Genomic DNA, 19,330 nt, shown 5'->3' with positions numbered 1-19,330 from the left:
GGTGCGGGGTGCCCTGCCGGGCGGGCGGCGACCTACTGCGTGACGCGGTAGGCGTCGAAGACGCCCGGCACGGTGCGGACGGCGCGGAGCACGGTGTCGAGGTGCTTCGCGTCGGCCATCTCGAACGTGAACCGGCTCTTCGCCACGCGGTCGCGCGTGGTGCTGAGGGTCGCGCTGAGGATGTTCACGTGGGCGTCCGAGAGCACCATGGTGATGTCGGAGAGCAGCCGCGCACGGTCGAGCGCCTCGACCTGGATGTTGACGAGGAACGTCGACTGCGCCGTCGGTGCCCACTCCACGTCGACGAGCCGCTCCGGCTGGCCCTGGAGGTTGCCGGCGTTGGTGCAGTCCTGCCGGTGCACGGAGACCCCGCCGCCCTTGGTGACGAAGCCGAGGATCGGGTCGGGCGGCACGGGCGTGCAGCACTTGGCGAGCTTCACCCACACGTCGGCGACGCCGCGCACGATGACGCCCGACTCGGTGCTGCTCGGCGTGACCTTCCGCGACCGCCGCGGCGACGTGATCGTGACGCCCTCGGCGGCGTGCTCCCGTGCGCCCTCCTCGCCGCCGTGGAGGTCGATCACGCGGCGTACGACGGCCTGGGCGGAGAGGTTGCCCTCGCCCACCGCGGCGTAGAGCGCCGTGATGTCGTCGAGCTTGAAGTGGACCGCCGCGAGCCGCAGCGTCTCCGCGGACATGAGGCGCTTGAGGGGCAGGCCCTCCTTGCGCATCAGCTTCGCGAGCTGGTCCTTGCCGCGCTCGATCGCCTCCTCGCGACGCTCCTTGGTGAACCACGCGCGGATCTTGGAGCGGGCGCGGGGCGACTTGACGAAGGTCAGCCAGTCCTGAGACGGCGCGGCGGTCTGCGCCTTGGAGGTGAACACCTCGACGACGTCGCCGTTGTCGAGCGTGGACTCGAGCGGCACCAGCCGGCCGTTCACGCGGGCGCCGATCGTGTGGTGGCCCACCTCGGTGTGGACCGCGTACGCGAAGTCGACCGGTGTCGCGCCGGTCGGGAGCGCGATGACGTCGCCGCGCGGGGTGAAGACGTAGACCTCGGCGCGGTTGATCTCGTAGCGCAGCGAGTCGAGGAACTCGCTCGGGTCCTCGACGTCGGACTGCCAGTCGAGCAGCTGGCGCACCCAGTTCATGTCGTCGGGGTCGCCGAGCCGGTCGGTGTCGACGCCGGCGCGGTTGTCCTCCTTGTACTTCCAGTGCGCCGCCACGCCGTACTCCGCCCGCTTGTGCATGGCGAACGTGCGGATCTGGATCTCCACCGGCTTGCCCTGCGGGCCGATCACGGTGGTGTGGAGCGACTGGTACATGTTGAACTTCGGCATCGCGATGAAGTCCTTGAACCGGCCGAGCACCGGGTTCCAGCGCTGGTGCACGGTGCCCATCACCGTGTAGCAGTCGCGGTCCTCCTCGACGAGCACGCGGATGCCGACCAGGTCGTAGATGTCGGTGAACTCGCGACCGCCGACGATCATCTTCTGGTAGATCGAGTAGTAGTGCTTCGGCCGCCCGGTGACGGTCGCCTTGATCTTGGCGTCCTTCAGGTCGGCCGTGACCTGGGCGATCACCTCGGCGAGGAACTGGTCGCGCGAGGGCGCCCGGTCGGCGACGAGACGCACGATCTCGTCGTAGATCTTCGGGTGCAGCGTCGCGAACGCCAGGTCCTCCAGCTCCCACTTCAGCGTGTTCATGCCGAGGCGGTGGGCGAGCGGCGCGAAGATGTCGAGGGTCTCGCGGGCCTTGCGCTCCTGCGTCTCCTGCTTGACGTAGCGCAGCGTGCGCATGTTGTGCAGCCGGTCGGCGAGCTTGATGACGAGCACGCGGATGTCGCGCGACATCGCGACGATCATCTTGCGGATGGTCTCGGCCTGCGCCGAGTCCCCGTACTGCACCTTGTCGAGCTTCGTCACGCCGTCGACGAGCAGCGCGACCTCGTCGCCGAAGTCGGCGCGCAGCTCGTCCAGCGTGTAGGGCGTGTCCTCGACCGTGTCGTGGAGCAGGGCCGCCACCAGCGTCGGCTCCGTCATGCCGATCTCGGCGAGGATCGTCGTCACGGCGAGCGGGTGCGTGATGTAGGGGTCGCCGCTCTTGCGCATCTGCGTGCCGTGCATCCGCTCGGCCGTCAGGTACGCCCGCTCCAGGAGCGCGAGGTCGGCCTTGGGGTGGTTGGCGCGGACGGCGCGGAACAGCGGGTCGAGCACGGGGTTGCCGGGCTGGCTCCGCGTGCCGATCCGCGCGAGCCGCGCCCGCATGCTGCGGGCCGACGTCACCGACTCCGTGCTGCGCGTCGGGGCGGTAGCGACGTCGCGACCCGGCGTGGGGCGACGGGCGCGGAGCCAGGCGGCGCGCCCTGCGTCGTCGGCGGGGGCGCCGGAGGCTTCGGAGGCGTCGGAGTCGGTCGCGCCGGGGCCTACGACGGGGGCGGTCTCGCCGCCCGCGGGCACGGCGTCGTCGTCCCGCGAACGGACCTCTGCGCCCGTGCTGCCCGCTCGCTCGTCGCTCACCTTCGCCAGTCTAGGCGCTGGCGCCGACACCGTGTCCGCGGACCCGGCACGGACCGCGGTGCGCCGGGTCGCCGCCCTCAGACCTGGTGGAGCGTCAGCACGGGCGTCTCGCCGAGCGCCGCGCGGCCGGGCAGGAACGTGAGCTCCAGCAGCAGCGCGAAGCCGACCACCTGGGCGCCGCAGCGCTCGACCAGCGCCCGGGTGGCGACGGCGGTGCCGCCGGTGGCGAGCACGTCGTCCACCACGAGCACGCGCTCCCCCGGCGCCACGCCGTCGACGTGCACGGCGAGCGTCGCCTCGCCGTACTCCAGCGCGTAGGACTGCTCAAGCACCTCGCGCGGCAGCTTCCCCGCCTTGCGGACGGGCACGAAGCCCACGCCGAGGGCCTGCGCGACCGGCGTGCCGAACAGGAAGCCGCGGGCCTCCATGCCGACGACCTTGTCGACGACCACGGAACCGTCGTCGCCGCGGCCCGCCTCGGCGAGCGCGGCGACCGTCGCGGCGAAGCCCGCCGCGTCGGCGAGCAGCGGGGTGACGTCCTTGAACACCACCCCCGGCTCGGGGAAGTCGGGCACGTCGACGAGGAGCGCGGCGACCGCCGCGGCGCCGGCCGCGATCCGCTCGTCGCGGGTGGGGGTGGAGCCGGGGACGGGGATCACGGGACGGGCACCTCTCGGTCGGGGCGGGACGGGGGTACGGCGGGACGTCCGCCGGGTGCCGGGACCTGCGTCCCGGCGGCCGCGGCCGTCAGGCAGAGCGCGCTGGTGAGCGCGACCGCCAGGCCGGCGAGCACCACGGCGAAGGGTCCGCGGACCGAGGGCGCGGCGACCACGACGGCGGCGAGGGGAAGGAGGTGCAGCAGGCTGCCCGCGACGTACCGCGGCGCCAGCCGCGCCCCGCTCGCGCGGTCGGCGACGACGGCGAGGTGGGTGGTCACGCCGACCACCGCGACGACACCGAGGGCGGCGAGCGTGGCGGGAGACCAGGTCACGCCGACCCAGGACGCGAGGCCGAGCCCGAGGAGCAGGTCGACCGCGGTCGCCGCCAGCACCACCGGCACCAGGCGCAGCGGCGCGGCGATGAGACGGCGTCCGAGCACCACGCCGCCCAGCAGCGCGAGGGCGAGCAGCGCGGCCCCGACCTGCCAGGCGCGGGTCGACCCGGCGGCGTCGAACCCGCCGGTGGTGACGGGGCCCGTGACCACCGGTACGGCGCGGAGCGCGCCCACGAGGTCGAAACGCTCGGCGTCCGTGAGCGTGGGTGTGGTCAGCAGGACGGTGCGCTCCCCCGCGTCGCGGAGCGAGGACACCGGGACCCCCGCGTCCCGCGCGGCGTCCCGCACCGCGCCCCGGGCGTCGACGGGGTCGCCGCTCACGGTGACGAGGTGCTCCTCCCCCGCGGTGAAGGCCGGGTCGGAGGCGACGCCCCGCACCACCAGGCCGGTGACGGCGACCAGTCCCACCAGCGCGAGCGCGGCCAGCACGACGGGCGTGGGTCGCGACGCCCCCGGCGGGGACGCGGTGGATGCGGCACCCGGCGTGCTCGGGACGGCCGGCGCCGGCGCGACGGCGTCGTCCCCCGCGCCCCCGGCCAGGAGCACGGCCCCGGAGCGCACCAGGGTCCCGCCCGTCACCAGCGCGGCGAGCAGGACGGTGCCGACCGCGACGGCGACGTCGCCGACGAGGTCGCCGGCGGACAGCCGCACCAGGCCCGCACCCAGGACGCCCGCGGCGACCGGCGGCCACCACCGGCGCCAGACCTCGGCGCCGGCGCGGGACGCGGCCGACGACGGCGTGCGGCCGGGCAGCTCCCGCTCCTGCACGACGAGGATGCCGACCGCCAGGAGCGAGGCGACGCCGAGGGTGCCGAGCGTCGCCACCGCGACGGGCAGGGACAGGGCCAGGCCGAGCACCTGGTCGGCCACGAGCAGCCCCGGCGCAGCGAGTGCGCCGGTGCCGACGACGGCCGCCACGGGCAGGACCGCGCGGCGGCGGAGCAGCGCCAGCGCCACGAGCACGGCACCGAGGAGACCGAGGAGCGCTGCGACCGCCGCGTGCGAGCCCTCGTCGCGGTCGAGCGTGGAGCCGAGACGCACCTCGGCGACGGACCCGACGGCGGCCGGCAGAGCGCCGTCCCGCACCCGGGCCGCGACGTCCGCGGCGGAGCGTTGGTCGAGCGTGGGGTCGGCGACCGCGACGACGGCGACCGCGACGACGGCGCCCGCGCCGCCCTCCGCCCCGTCCGGCGCGTCCCGCTCGTCCGGGTCCGCAGCACCCTCCTCACCGTCCGGCGCGGTGGGCAGGTCGATCCGGGCGTCCCCCACGGCGGCGAGGTCGGCGTCGAGCGTCACCGCGAGCACGCGGAGCGGGGGGCGCTCGTCGTCCTCCGGGTCGACGGATCCCTCCGCCTGGTCGTCGTCGGGGGCCGAGGAGGGCTCGGCGGGCTCGTCCTCGGCCGCCACGGCGACGCGCTCCTCCGCGAGGGGCATCAGGTCCTCGACGGCAGCGGCGACCGTCCCGGCGGCGGCGGGCTCGAGGTCGAGGTCCACCGCCCAGGTGCCGGTGTCCAGCTCGGCGCGGGCGTCGTCCACGGCGGTGCCGGTGGCGAGGGCGGGCCCGAGCAGCAGCGGCACACCAGTGGTGTCGCACGCCAGCAGCGGACGTCGCGGGTCGGCGTCCTGCTCGGCCAGTGCCGCGGCGGTCGCCGGGTCGTCGCACCGGAGGGCGGCCAGCGCTGCGGACCAGGCCGGGTCCGGGGCGAGGGTCAAGTCCTCCGCGGCCCCGTCGGGCGTCGGCAAGTCGGTCGTCGGCGCGGGCGTCGGGGCGCCCGACGGGGGCGGCGGCAGGCTCGGGAGGGTGAGCCCGACAGCCGCCACCCCGCGGAGCGCGACCTGGTCGTTGGACCGGAGCGCGTCGAGCACCCGCTCGTCGGGTCGTCCGGGGAGGGCGACGAGGAAGGCGCCGTCGCCACCCCGTCGCACGGTCGCGCCGGGGGCGCCGGCCGCACGGGCACGCGCCTGGAGCTCGGCCGCCGTCGCGTCGAGGTCGGCGTCGGAGGCGTCGGGGTCGGCCGGGGTCACGACGACCCGGGTGCCGGCCAGCACGTCCACGCCCCACCGGGGCGTCCAGGTCGCCGTCAGGAGCAGCAGACCGATGGTCGTGAGGAGCAGCAGCGCGTAGAGGACCGCGCCACGGGAGCCGCGTGACGCGACCGCGCTCATCTCAGCTCTCGTCGGCCCGCTTGTCGAGGTCGACGACCGCGTCGGCGTCGGTCGGGGCCGCCTCCGGCTCGTCGGCAGCCTCGGGGACCACCACGGCGATCGCGCCGCGGACGACCTCGACGACCACGCCGGGAGCGAGCTCCACGGTCACGTTGTCGCCGGACTCGACGTCCACCAGGGTGCCGAAGACACCGCTGGTCAGCATGACCCGCTGGCCCGCCTGCAGCGACCGCTGGAGCTCGAGCTGCGCCTTCGCCCGGCGCTGCTGCGGGCGGATCAGCACCAGCCAGAAGAAGAAGACGATGACGACAAGGAACAGCAGCTCGTACACGAGAGAAGGGTCTCTTCCGATCGGCGACGTGGAGCCCGGGGGCTGCGGCGATCCTATCCGGACCCGGCGCCGGGGCGCCGACCCGGCGGGGTCAGCCCTCGAAGAGCGGTGCGTCGACCGGGTCGGCCCAGGCTCCCGCCGGCGCCCGCAGCCCGAGGTGGGCCCAGGCGGCCGGCGTGGCCACGCGGCCCCGCGGCGTACGGGCGAGGAGGCCCTGGCGCACCAGGAACGGCTCCGCGACCTCCTCGACCGTCTCGCGCTCCTCGCCGACGGCGACGGCGAGGGTCGAGACCCCGACGGGGCCTCCCCCGAACCGCCGGCAGAGGGCGTCGAGCACGGCGCGGTCGAGGCGGTCGAGCCCGGACGCGTCCACCTCGTAGAGGTCGAGCGCGGCCCGGGCCACCGCCCGGGTGACGACCCCGTCGGCACGGACCTGCGCGTAGTCGCGCACGCGGCGGAGCAGCCGGTTGGCGATGCGCGGCGTGCCGCGGGAGCGGGAGGCGATCTCCGCCGTGCCGTCGAGCTCGACCTCGCAGCCGAGCAGGCCGGCCGAGCGTCGGACGATGCGGTCCAGGTCGTCCGGCTCGTAGAACTCGAGGTGCGCCGTGAACCCGAAGCGGTCCCGCAGCGGCCCCGGGAGCAGGCCCGCGCGCGTGGTGGCCCCGACGAGCGTGAAGGGCGGGATCTCGAGGGGGATGGCCGTCGCCCCCGGGCCCTTGCCGATGACGACGTCGACCCGGAAGTCCTCCATCGCCATGTAGAGCATCTCCTCCGCAGGGCGCGACATGCGGTGGATCTCGTCGACGAAGAGGACGTCGCCCTCGTTCATGCCCGACAGGATCGCCGCGAGGTCGCCGGCGTGGGTGATCGCCGGGCCGCTGGTGAGGCGCAGCGGCGCCGACATCTCGGCGGCGATGATCATGGCGAGCGTCGTCTTGCCGAGCCCCGGAGGTCCGGACAGCAGCACGTGGTCGGGCGTCCGGCCGCGGCGGCGGGCCGCCTCGAGCACGAGGCCGAGCTGCTCGCGCACCCGCACCTGGCCGACCACCTCGTCGAGGGTCCGCGGGCGCAGCGCGGCCTCGACCGCCCGTTCGTCGCCGTCCGCCTCGGCAGCCACCAGCGACCGCAGGTGCATCTCCTCCGCGGCGTCGAGCTCGTCGTCGTACGACATCTCCGCGCCGCTCACGCCCGGCTCAGCGACTGCAGCGCGGCGCGCAGCAGCGCGCCCACGTCGGGGGTGTCGCCGGCCTGCGGGGCGACGCCCTCGACGGCCTTGTCGGCCTCTTTCGCGGTCCAGCCGAGACCGACGAGACCGCCGTGGACCTGCTCGCGCCAGCCCGCCGCCGGCGCCGTGGTGCCATCGGGCAGGGCGGCGGACGTGCCGGCGACGCCGACCTTGTCCTTGAGCTCGAGGATGATGCGCTGCGCTCCCTTCGGGCCGATGCCGGGCACGCGGGTGAGCGTCTTCACGTCCTCGTCGCGCACCGCCCGCCGCAGCTCGTCGGGCCGCAGCACGGCGACCATCGCCTGCGCGACCTTGGGCCCCACCCCCGACGCGGTCTGCACGAGCTGGAAGACCTGCTTCTCGTCATCGTCGAGGAAGCCGAACAGCGTCAGGGAGTCCTCGCGCACGACGAGGCTCGACGGCAGGGTGACCTGCTCGCCCCGACGCAGCGTGGCCAGCGTGCCGGGCGTGCACTGGAGCTCCAGCCCGATCCCGCCGACGGCCACGACCGCCGAGGTCAGTCCGACGGCGGCGACCTCGCCCCGCACGAACGCGATCATCCCTGCTTCCTCCCGCTCATGCCCTGCCTCCCGTGTGCGGCGACGGCCGCGGCGTACCTGTTCGGTGCGGTGCTCCCGGCGCCCGCGGCGGTCGCCGCCTCCAGCCGCTGCTGCGCCCCGCCCCGCCAGATGTGCGTGATAGCGAGGGCCAGCGCGTCGGCCGCGTCGGCGGGCTTGGGCATCGCGTCCAGCCGCAGGATCCGGGTGACCATGGCGCCCACCTGGGCTTTGTCGGCCCGGCCGCTGCCGGAGACGGCCGCCTTGACCTCGCTCGGCGTGTGGAGCGCGACCGTGATGCCCCGGCGCGCGGCGACCACCATCGCGATGCCGCTCGCCTGCGCCGTCCCCATCACCGTGCTCACGTCGGACCGGGCGAAGACGCGCTCGATGGCGACCACGTCGGGCCGGTGCTCCTCGATCCAGGCCTCGACGCCCCGCTCGATCGTGACGAGGCGCTCCGGCACGGCGACGCTCGCCGACGTGCGGATGACGTTGACGTCGACCAGGGTCAGCGGACGCCCGAGCCGGCCCTCCACGACACCCACGCCGCAGCGGGTCAGACCGGGGTCGATCCCCAGGACGCGCATGCCACCCTCCCTCGACGTCGAACGTCTGTTCTAGCCGCGCACGCTATCCGGCGCGGCGCCCGTCGCGGGCGCCGACGCGCCGGGGCGGCGGGAGGAGCCGGATCAGGCGTCGACCTGCTCCATGACCTCGTCGGGGATGTCGGCGTTGGTGAACACGTTCTGCACGTCGTCGAGGTCGTCGACGACGTCCACGAGCCGGAATACCTTGCCGGCGGCCTCGGGCTCGGTCACCGGGATGTCCATGGTCGCGACGAACTGCACCTCGGCGGAGTCGTAGTCGATGCCCGCCTCCTGCAGGGCGGTGCGCACCGCGACCACGTCGCCCGGCTCCGACTGCACCTCGATCGTGTCGCCGTGGTCGGCGACCTCGTCGGCACCGGCGTCGAGGGTGACCTCGATGACCTCGTCCTCCGAGACGACCTTGCCGTCCTGCTCCTTGGCGACCACGACGACGCCGCGGCGCTGGAAGAGCCGGGAGACCGAGCCCGGGTCGGCCATGGTGCCGCCGTTGCGGGTCACCGCGGTGCGCACCTCCATCGCGGCGCGGTTGCGGTTGTCGGTGAGGCACTCGACGAGGAGCGCGACGCCCTGGGGCCCGTAGACCTCGTACATGATCGTCTCGTAGTCGACGCCGCCGCCGTCGAGACCGCCGCCGCGCTTCACGGCCGCGTCGATGTTCTTGTTGGGGACCGACTGCTTCTTCGCCTTCTGCACGGCGTCGTAGAGCGTCGGGTTGCCGCCGAGGTCGGGGCCGCCCATCTTGGCCGCGATCTCGATGTTCTTGATGAGCTTGGCGAACAGCTTGCCGCGCTTGGCGTCGATCGCGGCCTTCTTGTGCTTCGTGGTCGCCCACTTGGAGTGGCCGGACATGCGCTACCTCTTCTTCTCAGCTGCCTCGAGCGGCGCTCGCCGCCTCGTCGATCACGTCCAGGAGCAGGCGGTGCACCACCGACCCGCCGACCGCCCCGATCTCGGGGTGGAACGACGTCGCGAGCACGGCGCCCTGCCGGACCGCGACGATCCTACCTGCGGCGTCGCCCTGCGCCGGGGACGCCTCGACCCGTCCCAGCACCTCGACCCCCGGCCCGACGGCCTCGACCCAGGGGGCCCGGATGAACACGCCCGGCACGGACACCTCTGCGCCGTGGAGCAGGATCGGGGTCTCGAACGAGTCGACCTGGCGCCCGAACGCGTTGCGCCGGACGGTCACGTCGAGGCCGCCGACCATCTCGCTGCCGTCCTGCTGGGCCGGGGTGCCGTCGAGCACCCGGTCGGCCAGCAGCACCATCCCGGCACACGTGCCGAGCACCGGGCGGTCGGCCGCGACGTACGCGCGGAGCGGCGCGAGCATGTCGAAGTGCCGGGCCAGCCGGCCGATGGTCGTCGACTCCCCGCCGGGCAGCACGAGCCCGTCGCACCGGTCGAGCTCCGCGGGCCGGCGCACCGGACCCGCGTCGACACCGAGGGCCGTGAGGGCGGCGACGTGCTCCCGCACGTCCCCCTGGAGGGCGAGGACGCCGACGTACGGCGCGGTGGGGCGGGACACGAGGGGTGACGCTAGCGGGCGGTGCGCGCGCCGTCGGCACCGTCCGCATGACGGCGGGGCTCAGAGGAGCGTCGAGAAGCTGATCGACGCGTCCGTGCGGTTGCCCGCCGCGTCGGTCAGCCGGATCGCGAGGGTGTAGCTCGTCAGCGCGTTGTAGGCACCGTTCACGCCGCCCGGTGTGCCGGGCACGCGCCAGGTGGCGGTGGTCGTGGGCGACGTCCCCTGCTGCACCGTCCCGGCCTGGTAGACCCCCGCCGCGCACGCGGCGTTGCTGCCGGCGACCCACGCGGAGCCGTTCCAGCACTGCGTGCCGCCCCGGACGAAGCGGTACTGCGCCGAGGCGGTCGTCGAGGAGTCCGACGCGGTGCCGCAGGCGACCGCGCCGGCCCCGCAGGACGTGGTCACGTTGCTCGCGAGCACCCCGGCGAGCAGGCTCAGCCCGTTGGTGGGCTGGGTGAAGGACGCCGTCGGCGCCACCGTGTCGACCCAGGCCGCGCGGGCCGAGTCCCGCGCCCAGGCGCCACCGATCCGCGCGCGGACCGCGAACCAGGCCGCGCCGCTCGTCGGCGCCGTCGTGCTGCAGGTGACGGCCGTGGTGGTCGTGCACACCGTGGTGGCCGTGCCCCCGGTCGCCGCGGACCAGCGGAGCACCTCGTAGCCCGACGGCGTCGCGCCCGTGCCCCCACCGGTGACGCTCGCGGCCGTCCAGGTCAGGGTGAGGGCGCTGGTCGGTGTCGCCTGGGCCGCGACCACCGGCGTGCCCGGGGTTCCCAGCGAGCCCGACGTGAACGCCGTCGCGCTTCCGGTCGCCGACCCGGCCCGGACGGTCGCCGTGTCGGTGAAGACCGCCCACGCCGCGCTCACCAGGGACAGGACGAGCGCGACCGTGCCGGCCACGAGGCCGAGGCGCCTCATGGCAGGGCCTGGGTCGCGTCGAGCCGCACGGAGACCGAGCCCGAGGTGCGCGCCTGGTAGGCGTCGCCGACCGACGAGGGCAGGGCGACGCGGATGCACAGCGTCTGCCCGGCGGTGCCGACCGCGCCCGGGTCGAGCCGGGTGGCGGTCGTGCCGCTGACGACGGGCGTCGTGGTGGTCGCACAGCCCTCGGTGCGCGGGTACGTGGTGTCGTCCCCCGTGGTGGCCGAGCCCAGGTAGAGCTGCACGTCGAGGGCCGGTCCGAGGTCGCCGCCCGGGGTGACGGTGGCGGTCCACCGGAAGGGCGCGGACCCGACGTTGCGCACCACGACCGTCTCGGCGACGCTCTCGCCCGGCAGCATGCCGTTGAGCGTGAGCCCCGTCTTCGCGTAGGACGGCGCTCCCTGCGACCCGTCGACGGTGAGGTCGAGCGAGCCCGACGTGATCGGCCCGCCGGTCACGGTGGCGCGGTCGCTCCAGAACGCGAACGTGCCCTGGGCCCCGAGGAGCAGCAGGACGGCCGCGACGGACGCGAGGGCAGCCCGCGTCAGCCGCGTCCGGGCCGCTCCGGGCAACGGCCCGGCGCGTCCGGCGCGTCCGGCCCGGTGCGCCCCGCCGCTCACGGCTGCTCCGGGCGACGCCGCGTCGCCCACAGGAAGACGCCCGCGGCACAGGCGAGCAGCCCGAGCGCCAGGAGGCCCTGGGGCGCGAGGGGGCGGCTCGTCGGGTCCTCGCCCTCGGCCCCCGCGGCCGCGCCGACGAGCGCGACCTCCACGGCCAGGTCGGCCGCCCGCGCCTGGTCGCCCCGCACGGCGGGGTCGACACCGACCCGGACCACGACGACCTGATCCTCGCCCGGTTCCGCCGGGGCCGACACCCGCACCTGGCGGGGCTCGTCCCCCGCTCCGGTCGCCACCGAGCGCCAGGGGTCCTTCCCGACGCGGACCGCGAGGTCGAGGTCCCGCCAGGCGTCACCCCGGTCGGCCGCGGGCAGCAGGCGCGCCCTCACGTCGAGCACTCCTCCCTCCGGGGCGTGGTGACGGACGTGGAACCGGGCCGTCCGGGTGTCCCCCGGCACCCAGCGCACGTCGGGGTCGAGGAGCGGCTCCTCCAGCGACGTCGACCAGGCCCGGCCGTCGTGGCTCACCTCGACCGGCACGGGCCCGCCCGCGGACGGAGCCGACGGAGCCGACGGAGCCGACGGAGCCGACGGAGCGGCGAGGGTGGCGGGCACGCCGAGCACCGCGGCCGCGCCGAGCAGCGCGACCGCGAGCACTCCGTCCCACCGGGTCATCCCGTCCTCATCCCCCGTGCCGGCCGCCCCGTCCGGCGGCATCACCGGTCCCACCGGTCCCACCGGTGCTCGTCACGCCGGCACGCCGCTCCCGCACGCCCGCGACCACCATGGCCGCGGCGTACAGGAGGAGCGCGCCGGCGGCGACGTACACGAGCACCTGCCGGGTCGGGGCCCCCAGCGCGGCGCCCACGTGGCCGAGCCAGGGCACGGCGTACCAGACCCGGCCGCGCACCTGGACGGCACGGACCGGCTCGGCGTCGGCGGTCGCATTGGCGTCGCCCTTCGTCGTGAGCACCACCTCGCCGCCGACCGTGCTGCGGCCGGTCCCGACCACGCGGTGCGTCGCCACGGCCGGCTCGCCCGAGCGCAGCTGGAAGGTGACGACGTCGCCCGTGACGATGTCGTCGGGATCGACCTCGCGCACGACGACGAGCGTGCCGGGCGGGTAGGTCGGCTCCATCGACCCCGTGAGGATCGTGTACGGCGTGGCGCCGCCCAGGCGCGGCACGACCACGGCGACCCCGACCACGAGCACCCCGAGCGCGATCACGACGACGCACAGCGCACGCCACGCCCCACCCAGGACGCGACGCCGGCGCGTCACGGCCTGCTCCGACGGACGCGGCCCCTCAGGGCGTCGCGTCGGTCTGCGTGAGCGCGATGGACACCGCGCCCAGGTCGAGGGTCTGCTGCTGCGAGGCGTTGTCCGCCGTCGTGCCGAACGGGAAGCTGATCGCGAGGTCGACGGCGAGCACGTCGCCGTCGTTGGCCTCGGTGATCGCGTCGACGTCGTCGGCACCGTCGACGGTGTAGTCGAGCGACGTCGTCAGGTACGGCGCGAGCGAGCCCGCCGCCGCGCCGCCGGTCACGGCGACGTCGGCCTCGAGGTTGTCGCCCTCGGCGCCGATCGTGTAGGTGCCGCTGTAGGCGAGCTCGTCGCCCGGCACGAGGGTGACGGCGCCGGGGTCGGCGATCGGGTCCCCGTTGAACGTCCACTGGCCGGCCGCGACCGGTGTCAGCGTCAGCTCCCCGGAGTCGACGGCACCTCCCGGCACGTCCGCGGTCGCGTTCCAGAACGCCAGTGAACCGGCGCCGCCGAGCAGGAGCACCGCCGCGCCACCCGCGGCGATCGCCCCCTTCGTGATCTTCTGCATGGCTCTTCTCCCCAGACGAGCGATGTGATGGACATCACCCACACAACCACGAGGCGTTCGCTATGCACAGATCCCCATCAACGTTCGGGTGACCTCGTCAACCCGCGCGGAGCGTCACCACGACGACTTCCGGCGGAGCCCCCACCCGCACGGGCGGGCCCCAGGCGCCCGCCCCGCGGCTCGTCACCACCTGGACGCCCTCGACGTCGTCGACGCCCGCCAGGGTGGGCTGGTCGAGGCGCACCAGGTAGCCGAACGGCCACAGCTGGCCCCCGTGCGTGTGGCCCGACATCTGCACGTCGATCCCGCGGCCGCCCTCGACCTGCGAGGGCTCGTGCGCGACGTACAGGATCGCGTCGTCGGGGCTCGTGCCCGCCAGCGCCGCGTCGGGATCGGGCGCGTCGTCGCCCTCGCCGACGGCGTCGTGCACACCGGCGACCACGAGCCGGGCGCCGTCGCGCTCGACGACGATGTTCTCGTTGCGCAGGGCGGTCACGCCGAGGCCCTCGAGCCGGACCATCACCTCGTCGGCGTCACCGTTGATGAACTCGTGGTTGCCCGTGACCGCCACGACCCCGTACGGCGCGTCCAGCTCCCCGAGCGGATCGAGGTAGGGCCCGACGTGGCGCTCCAGGCCGTCGCTGTAGTCCCCGCCGAGGACCACCAGGTCGGGATCGGCGTCCTGGACGCGGTCGACCACGGAGGCGACGAAGTCGGCGTCCCGCACGGGGCCGACGTGGAGGTCGGTCACCAGGGCGACCCGCAGGCCGTCGAGGCCGGGGTCGAGGTCGTCGACGGTCACCTCGACCTCGCTCGTGCGCACGTCCGCCGCCTCCCCGAGGCCGTATCCGGTGGCGCCCAGCGCGACGACGACCGCACCGACGGCACCCACGCGCGCGACCGCGTCGCGCCACGCCGGACGGCGGAGCAGACGCAGCCCCCCGCAGACCAGCGCGACCAGCGCGAGGCCGAGCGTCAGGTACCAGACCACCGCCACCCAGGTCAGGCCCAGCCAGAGCAGCGGACGCCACGGCGCGGGGTCGACCAGCCGCTGCAGCACCTCGGCGACGACGAGGAGCACCGTGCCGAGGATTACGAAGGCGGTCGCGCCGCGCCGCACCCAGCGCGCGGCTCCGGCGGGCAGCACCTCGTCCCAGCGCGGAGCGACCGCGAGGCGGCGGACGAGCCAGACGACCCAGCCGACCAGGAGAGCGAGGAAGAGGAGCAGACCGAGCCAGATCACCCGGAGATCCTCGCGGACGTCACCAACCGCGCTCGGCGAGGCGGTGGGGCTGCGGGATCTCCTCGACGTTGATCCCGACCATCGCCTCACCCAACCCGCGCGACACCTTCGCGACCACGTCCGGGTCGTCGTGGAACGTCGTCGCCTTCACGATCGCCTCGGCCCGCTGCGCCGGGTTGCCCGACTTGAAGATCCCCGAGCCCACGAACACGCCCTCCGCGCCCAGCTGCATCATCATCGCCGCGTCCGCCGGGGTCGCGATCCCACCCGCGGTGAACAGCACCACCGGCAGCTTGCCCGCCGCCGCGACCTCCGCCACCAGCTCGTACGGCGCCGCCAGCTCCTTCGCCGCGACGTACAGCTCGTCCGGGCTCAACGCACCCAGCCGCCGGATCTCGCCGCCGATCGTGCGCATGTGCATCACCGCGTTGGACACATCACCCGTGCCGGCCTCGCCCTTCGAGCGGATCATGGCCGCGCCCTCGGTGATCCGCCGCAGCGCCTCGCCCAGGTTCGTCGCCCCGCACACGAACGGCACCGTGAACTGCCACTTGTCGATGTGGTTCGCGTAGTCCGCCGGGGTCAGCACCTCGGACTCGTCGATGTAGTCCACCCCGAGCGACTGCAGCACCTGCGCCTCGGCGAAGTGACCGATCCGGGCCTTGGCCATCACCGGGATCGAGACCGCGGAGATGATCCCGTCGATCATGTCGGGGTCGCTCATCCGCGAGACCCCGCCCTGCGCACGGATGTCGGCCGGCACGCGCTCCAGCGCCATCACCGCCACCGCGCCCGCGTCCTCGGCGATCCTCGCCTGCTCCGGCGTGACCACGTCCATGATCACGCCACCCTTGAGCATCTCCGCCATGCCCCGCTTCACGCGGGAGGTGCCGGTGCTCGACGGGGTGCTGCCGTTCTCCGTGCTCGTCATGGGCGGCACCCTAGAGCCGGGGGCTGACCGGTCCGGACGCCGCCCGTCCCTCGGACCGGCGCCACGGCGTGCTGCGGCCCCGCCGGGCGCGCGCCAGCTCCTCGCGCTCGCGCCGCTCGGCGGCGACCCGCACCACCTCGGCCATGGCGGCGCGGTCGACGAGGCGGCGCCGCGGCCGGCCGTGCTCGGCCCCCCACGCCCGCTCGTAGGAGTCGACCGCACGCCAGCCGTCGAGGTCGAGGGCGCCCGGCACGCGCTGCCGCACGAGCGCGGCGAACGACGTCGCCGCCCCCGCCGGGTCGGGCAGCGCACCGGCGTTGAAGTCGTCGACCAGGTGGGCGACCGTCTCCTCGGCGTCGCTCTTGTTGGTGCCGATGAAGCCCGACGGGCCCCGCTTGATCCAGCCGGCGACGTACGTCCCCGGCACGGCGGCGCCCGCCGCGTCGACGACCCGGCCGCCGGCGTTGGGGATCGTCGCCGTCGCCGCGTCGAAGGGCACCCCGGCGACGGGCCGGCCGCGGTAGCCGACCGAGCGGAGCACGAGGCCCGCCTCGAGGAGGGTGGTGCGGTCGGTCGGGACGGCGCGCACCGTGCCGTCGGCGTCGAGCAGCAGGTCGTTCTCGACGAGCTCGACCCCCGTCACCGCACCCTCACCCAGCACGCGGACGGGGGACGCGCCGAAGCGGAGCACCACCCGACGCCGGCCGGCGCCACGGGGCTCCGGGAGCTGCTCGAGCACCCGCAGCTTCTGCTCGAGGAGCCGGTCGAGCGTGCCCGCGGCCCGACGCCGCTCGGTCTCCGCGTCGAGCCGCAGGCCGCCCTCGACCACCAGGTCGATGTCGTCGCGCATGGCGAGACCCGTGATCTCGGGCAGCGTGTACGCCGCCTGGCCGGCACCGCGCCGCGCCACCAGCACGACCTCGCGCACCGCGCTGTCGCGCAGGGCCTCGAGGGCGTGGTCGGCGATGTCGGTGCCGGCCAGGCGCTCGGGATCGGTGGCCAGGATGCGCGCGACGTCGAGCGCGACGTTGCCGTTGCCCACGACGACGACTCGCTCCGCGTCGAGCGGCACGTCGAGGGTGGTGTGGTCGGGGTGGCCGTTGTACCAGGCCACGAACGCCGTCGCCGTGCCACTGCCGGCGAGGTCCTCCCCCGGGATCCCGAGGCGTCGGTCGAGGGACGCGCCCGTGGCGTAGAGCACCGCGTGGTGGTGGGCCGCGAGGTCCTCGTGGGTCAGGTCGGTGCCCACCTCGGCGCCGAGCACGTAGGCGAAGCCCTCCTGGCGCTCGATCTCCCGGAAGAGCCCGATCACCTCGCGCGTGTCGGGGTGGTCGGGCGCGACACCGGCCCGCGCCAGCCCGTACGGCGTCGGGAGGCGGTCCACGACGGTGACCCGGGCGCCGTCCTGCTTGAGCACCTCGTCCGCGGCATAGAGCGCGGCCGGGCCGGAACCCACGATCGCGACCCGCAGGCCACCCCGCGCGGGATCCGTGCGGGCGATCTTCCGTAGCGGCGCCTGGACCGGCCGCGGGGCCGGGGGCGTGTGGAACAGCTGGTTGATCTCGAGGAACGGCAGCTCGGCGTCGGTGAGCTTCGTGTGCGGCTTGATCGCCCCGACCGGGCAGGCCGAGACGCAGGCGCCGCAGTCGACGCAGGCGACCGGGTCGACGTAGAGCATCTCGGCGGTCGCGAAGTCCGGCTCGTCGGGCGTGGGGTGGATGCAGTTGACCGGGCACGCGAAGACGCAGGAGGCGTCGCCGCAGCAAGAACGGGTCACGACGTGGGGCATGAGGGGTCTCCGGCCTCGGGAGCGGAACGCGGCGACGCCGACGGGTGTCGGCGCCGCCGCGTGGCGGGATGTCGGGAAGGGCCGGCCCCGGGGGCGCGGCGGGGGTGCGGCGGTGGCGGCGTCAGGCGAACTTGACGGCCGGCTCGCTGCGGTAGCGCGAGGGGCGGCCGTCGATGCCGAGCGCACGCCAGATGCGGCGCGAGAACCGCGTCATGAGACCGGACTCCTCGGCGAGCATCCGCACGTCGGAGAACAGCTCGCTGAGGAACTCCTTCGACGCGGGCGACTCCCAGAACAGCTCGTCGATGACCTCGTCGGGGATGGCGAACTCCTGCTGGAACTCCTTCACCGGCACCAGGATCGCGTCACCGAGCACGCGCATGATGACGGGGAAGGCCACGGAGACGAGGAAGCGGTCGACCGGGCCGATGCGGGGGGCGTTGCGCTTGACGTACTCGTGGGCGAAGGAGATGTGGCGCGCCTCCTCCGCCACGTGGATCTGCATGATGCGCTTGATCATCGGGTGGACCTCGACGTCCTCGCGCAGCAGTGCCTTCTGCGTGTGGTCGATGGGCTCCTCGCCCGCGAGCACGCCGATGAAGAAGGCCAGGGGGACCTTGCTCGCGGCCAGGGGCAGCGCCCACGCCACCGCGCGGAGCCAGCGGGGCATGCCGGGGGCGTCGACGCCCATCCGGTTCACGCCCTCCTGGAACATCTGCGTGTGGTGGCACTCCTCGGTCGCCTCGTGCGTGAGGTACCGGTACTCCTTCGAGCCGTTCTCGACGGTGAAGACGTACTGCATGATCCCGCGGATGAGGATGTTCTCGAACTGCAGGCCGACCTTGAAGATGTTGGCGTAGCGCCACTGACCGACGCGGATCTGCTCCTCGAGCGGCAGCGCCTTGTACCAGGGGTGACGACCCACCGGGTCGACGTCCGGCAGCACCCAGCGCGGGTCGTCGGCGCGCACCTCGAAGTCGGGGTGGTCCCAGTCGATGTCCGCGAACGCGTCGAAGTGACGCTCGACCGAGGCGACCGAGAGGCGGTGCAGCACCTCGTCGTACTCCGCGTCGGTCAGGCCCTCGGGCACCTCCGGCTCGTTCCAGTCGATGAGCTCGAGCCGGGACCGGGTCTCGGCGGCGTCGGCGGAGGTGTCACCACCGTCGATCGGGTGCAGCTCGTGGGCCTGGGCGGACATGGTGCCCTCCTCGTCGTCGCGGACCGCGCCGTGGCCGGCGCGGGGGTGGCGGAGAACCACCCGGTCGCACCAGCCTGCGTCGCGCCCAGGACGATGTCAAGGGTTATGTAACATTCAGAGTGTCACGTTCGGCCGGAGGCAGGTTCACGCCCCTCCGGCCGTCGCGTCGTGCTCGGCCAGGGCCTGCTGGCGGACCACCCAGATGCGCTGCACGACCGTCACGGTGCTCGCCGCCGCCAGCGCCCACAACGTGACCTGCTGGAGGATCGGCAGGTCGAACAGCGCGCCCAGACCGGTCATGACGAGGATCGAGACCAGGCGGTCGCTCCGCTCGGCGATGCCGACCTTGGCCTCGTATCCCAGGCCCTCGGCCCGCGCCCGGGCGTAGGACGTCACGCTGCCCATGACGAGGCAGACGAGGCTGAGCACGAGGTAGAGGTCCGAGTCGCCCGGGCCGGCCCAGTAGAGGGCGAGACCACCGAAGATCGCGCCGTCGCCGATGCGGTCGAGCGTGGAGTCGAGGAAGGCACCGAACTTGCTGGTGCGGCCCGTCTCCCGCGCCATGAAGCCGTCGATGAGGTCGGAGAAGACGAAGGCGGTGATGAAGAGGACGCCGGCCAGCAGGTGGCCCTGCGGGAAGAAGACGAGGGCACCCGCGCAGACACCGAGGGTGCCGACGAGCGTCACCGCGTCGGGGCTGACCCCGCAGCGGATGAGGAAGCGGGCGACGGGAGAGAGGAGGCGGGTCCAGAACCCGCGGAAGCGCTCGAGCATGGTGGTGGCAGGTTAGGCCATCACGACCGACGGGCGATCAC

At 74.4% G+C, this 19,330-nt stretch carries 19 protein-coding genes; all 19 read right to left on the bottom strand.

Annotated features, from left to right (window positions below; genetic code table 11):
- Window positions 1-32 precede the first annotated feature (32 nt).
- On the bottom strand, window positions 33-2,267 hold the full coding sequence (locus PIR53_05870; GenBank protein WZH54405.1) for a bifunctional (p)ppGpp synthetase/guanosine-3',5'-bis(diphosphate) 3'-pyrophosphohydrolase: 2,235 nt from the start codon (window positions 2,265-2,267) through the stop codon (window positions 33-35).
- 329 nt (window positions 2,268-2,596) lie between these two features.
- Window positions 2,597-3,136: an adenine phosphoribosyltransferase gene (locus PIR53_05865; GenBank protein WZH54404.1), complete on the bottom strand. Its 540-nt coding sequence runs from the start codon at window positions 3,134-3,136 to the stop codon at window positions 2,597-2,599.
- A 38-nt stretch (window positions 3,137-3,174) separates the two neighbouring features.
- Window positions 3,175-5,739, bottom strand: coding sequence for a hypothetical protein (locus PIR53_05860; protein ID WZH53520.1), 2,565 nt, complete (start codon window positions 5,737-5,739; stop codon window positions 3,175-3,177).
- Between the two features lies 1 nt (window position 5,740).
- The gene (yajC, locus tag PIR53_05855) at window positions 5,741-6,070 is read right to left on the bottom strand and encodes a preprotein translocase subunit YajC (protein WZH53519.1); all 330 of its coding nucleotides are present in this window, start codon (window positions 6,068-6,070) and stop codon (window positions 5,741-5,743) included.
- A gap of 91 nt (window positions 6,071-6,161) precedes the next feature.
- Window positions 6,162-7,241, bottom strand: coding sequence for a Holliday junction branch migration DNA helicase RuvB (ruvB, locus tag PIR53_05850; GenBank protein ID WZH54403.1), 1,080 nt, complete (start codon window positions 7,239-7,241; stop codon window positions 6,162-6,164).
- Window positions 7,242-7,252: 11 nt separating this feature from the next.
- Window positions 7,253-7,855: a Holliday junction branch migration protein RuvA gene (ruvA, locus tag PIR53_05845; protein WZH53518.1), complete on the bottom strand. Its 603-nt coding sequence runs from the start codon at window positions 7,853-7,855 to the stop codon at window positions 7,253-7,255.
- Window positions 7,852-8,442 (bottom strand): crossover junction endodeoxyribonuclease RuvC, encoded by a 591-nt coding sequence (gene ruvC / locus PIR53_05840; protein WZH53517.1) that lies wholly within the window; start codon window positions 8,440-8,442, stop codon window positions 7,852-7,854. The genes ruvA and ruvC overlap by 4 nt, the downstream gene beginning before the upstream one ends.
- Before the next feature lie 102 nt (window positions 8,443-8,544).
- Entirely contained in the window at window positions 8,545-9,312 is a 768-nt protein-coding gene (locus tag PIR53_05835) for a YebC/PmpR family DNA-binding transcriptional regulator (protein WZH53516.1), read from the bottom strand.
- Window positions 9,313-9,328: 16 nt separating this feature from the next.
- Window positions 9,329-9,988, bottom strand: a complete 660-nt coding sequence (gene pdxT / locus PIR53_05830) for a pyridoxal 5'-phosphate synthase glutaminase subunit PdxT (protein ID WZH53515.1) — start codon at window positions 9,986-9,988, stop codon at window positions 9,329-9,331.
- Window positions 9,989-10,048: 60 nt separating this feature from the next.
- Window positions 10,049-10,903: a hypothetical protein gene (locus PIR53_05825; GenBank protein WZH53514.1), complete on the bottom strand. Its 855-nt coding sequence runs from the start codon at window positions 10,901-10,903 to the stop codon at window positions 10,049-10,051.
- The gene (locus PIR53_05820; protein WZH53513.1) at window positions 10,900-11,526 is read right to left on the bottom strand and encodes a SipW-dependent-type signal peptide-containing protein; all 627 of its coding nucleotides are present in this window, start codon (window positions 11,524-11,526) and stop codon (window positions 10,900-10,902) included. Before PIR53_05820 ends, PIR53_05825 begins: the two co-directional genes overlap by 4 nt.
- On the bottom strand, window positions 11,523-12,197 hold the full coding sequence (locus tag PIR53_05815; GenBank protein WZH53512.1) for a hypothetical protein: 675 nt from the start codon (window positions 12,195-12,197) through the stop codon (window positions 11,523-11,525). Before PIR53_05815 ends, PIR53_05820 begins: the two co-directional genes overlap by 4 nt.
- 7 nt (window positions 12,198-12,204) lie before the next feature.
- Window positions 12,205-12,804: a signal peptidase I gene (locus PIR53_05810; protein ID WZH53511.1), complete on the bottom strand. Its 600-nt coding sequence runs from the start codon at window positions 12,802-12,804 to the stop codon at window positions 12,205-12,207.
- A gap of 25 nt (window positions 12,805-12,829) precedes the next feature.
- On the bottom strand, window positions 12,830-13,354 hold the full coding sequence (locus PIR53_05805; protein ID WZH53510.1) for an alternate-type signal peptide domain-containing protein: 525 nt from the start codon (window positions 13,352-13,354) through the stop codon (window positions 12,830-12,832).
- A 97-nt stretch (window positions 13,355-13,451) separates the two neighbouring features.
- On the bottom strand, window positions 13,452-14,597 hold the full coding sequence (locus tag PIR53_05800) for a metallophosphoesterase (protein WZH53509.1): 1,146 nt from the start codon (window positions 14,595-14,597) through the stop codon (window positions 13,452-13,454).
- Between the two features lie 19 nt (window positions 14,598-14,616).
- Window positions 14,617-15,528: a pyridoxal 5'-phosphate synthase lyase subunit PdxS gene (pdxS, locus tag PIR53_05795; GenBank protein WZH53508.1), complete on the bottom strand. Its 912-nt coding sequence runs from the start codon at window positions 15,526-15,528 to the stop codon at window positions 14,617-14,619.
- 10 nt (window positions 15,529-15,538) lie between these two features.
- On the bottom strand, window positions 15,539-17,317 hold the full coding sequence (locus tag PIR53_05790; GenBank protein ID WZH53507.1) for an FAD-dependent oxidoreductase: 1,779 nt from the start codon (window positions 17,315-17,317) through the stop codon (window positions 15,539-15,541).
- Window positions 17,318-17,438: 121 nt separating this feature from the next.
- Entirely contained in the window at window positions 17,439-18,515 is a 1,077-nt protein-coding gene (locus PIR53_05785; GenBank protein ID WZH53506.1) for a diiron oxygenase, read from the bottom strand.
- A gap of 144 nt (window positions 18,516-18,659) precedes the next feature.
- Window positions 18,660-19,289, bottom strand: a complete 630-nt coding sequence (locus tag PIR53_05780) for a CDP-alcohol phosphatidyltransferase family protein (GenBank protein WZH53505.1) — start codon at window positions 19,287-19,289, stop codon at window positions 18,660-18,662.
- Between the last annotated feature and the right edge of the window lie 41 nt (window positions 19,290-19,330).

Origin of the sequence: Nocardioides alkalitolerans (assembly GCA_038184435.1) — a bacterium.
In the GTDB taxonomy this organism is placed as follows: Bacteria; Actinomycetota; Actinomycetes; order Propionibacteriales; family Nocardioidaceae; genus Nocardioides; species Nocardioides alkalitolerans_A.
The sequence above is the reverse complement of the archived record's forward strand: the minus strand, read 5'-3'. Positions and strand labels throughout refer to the sequence as shown.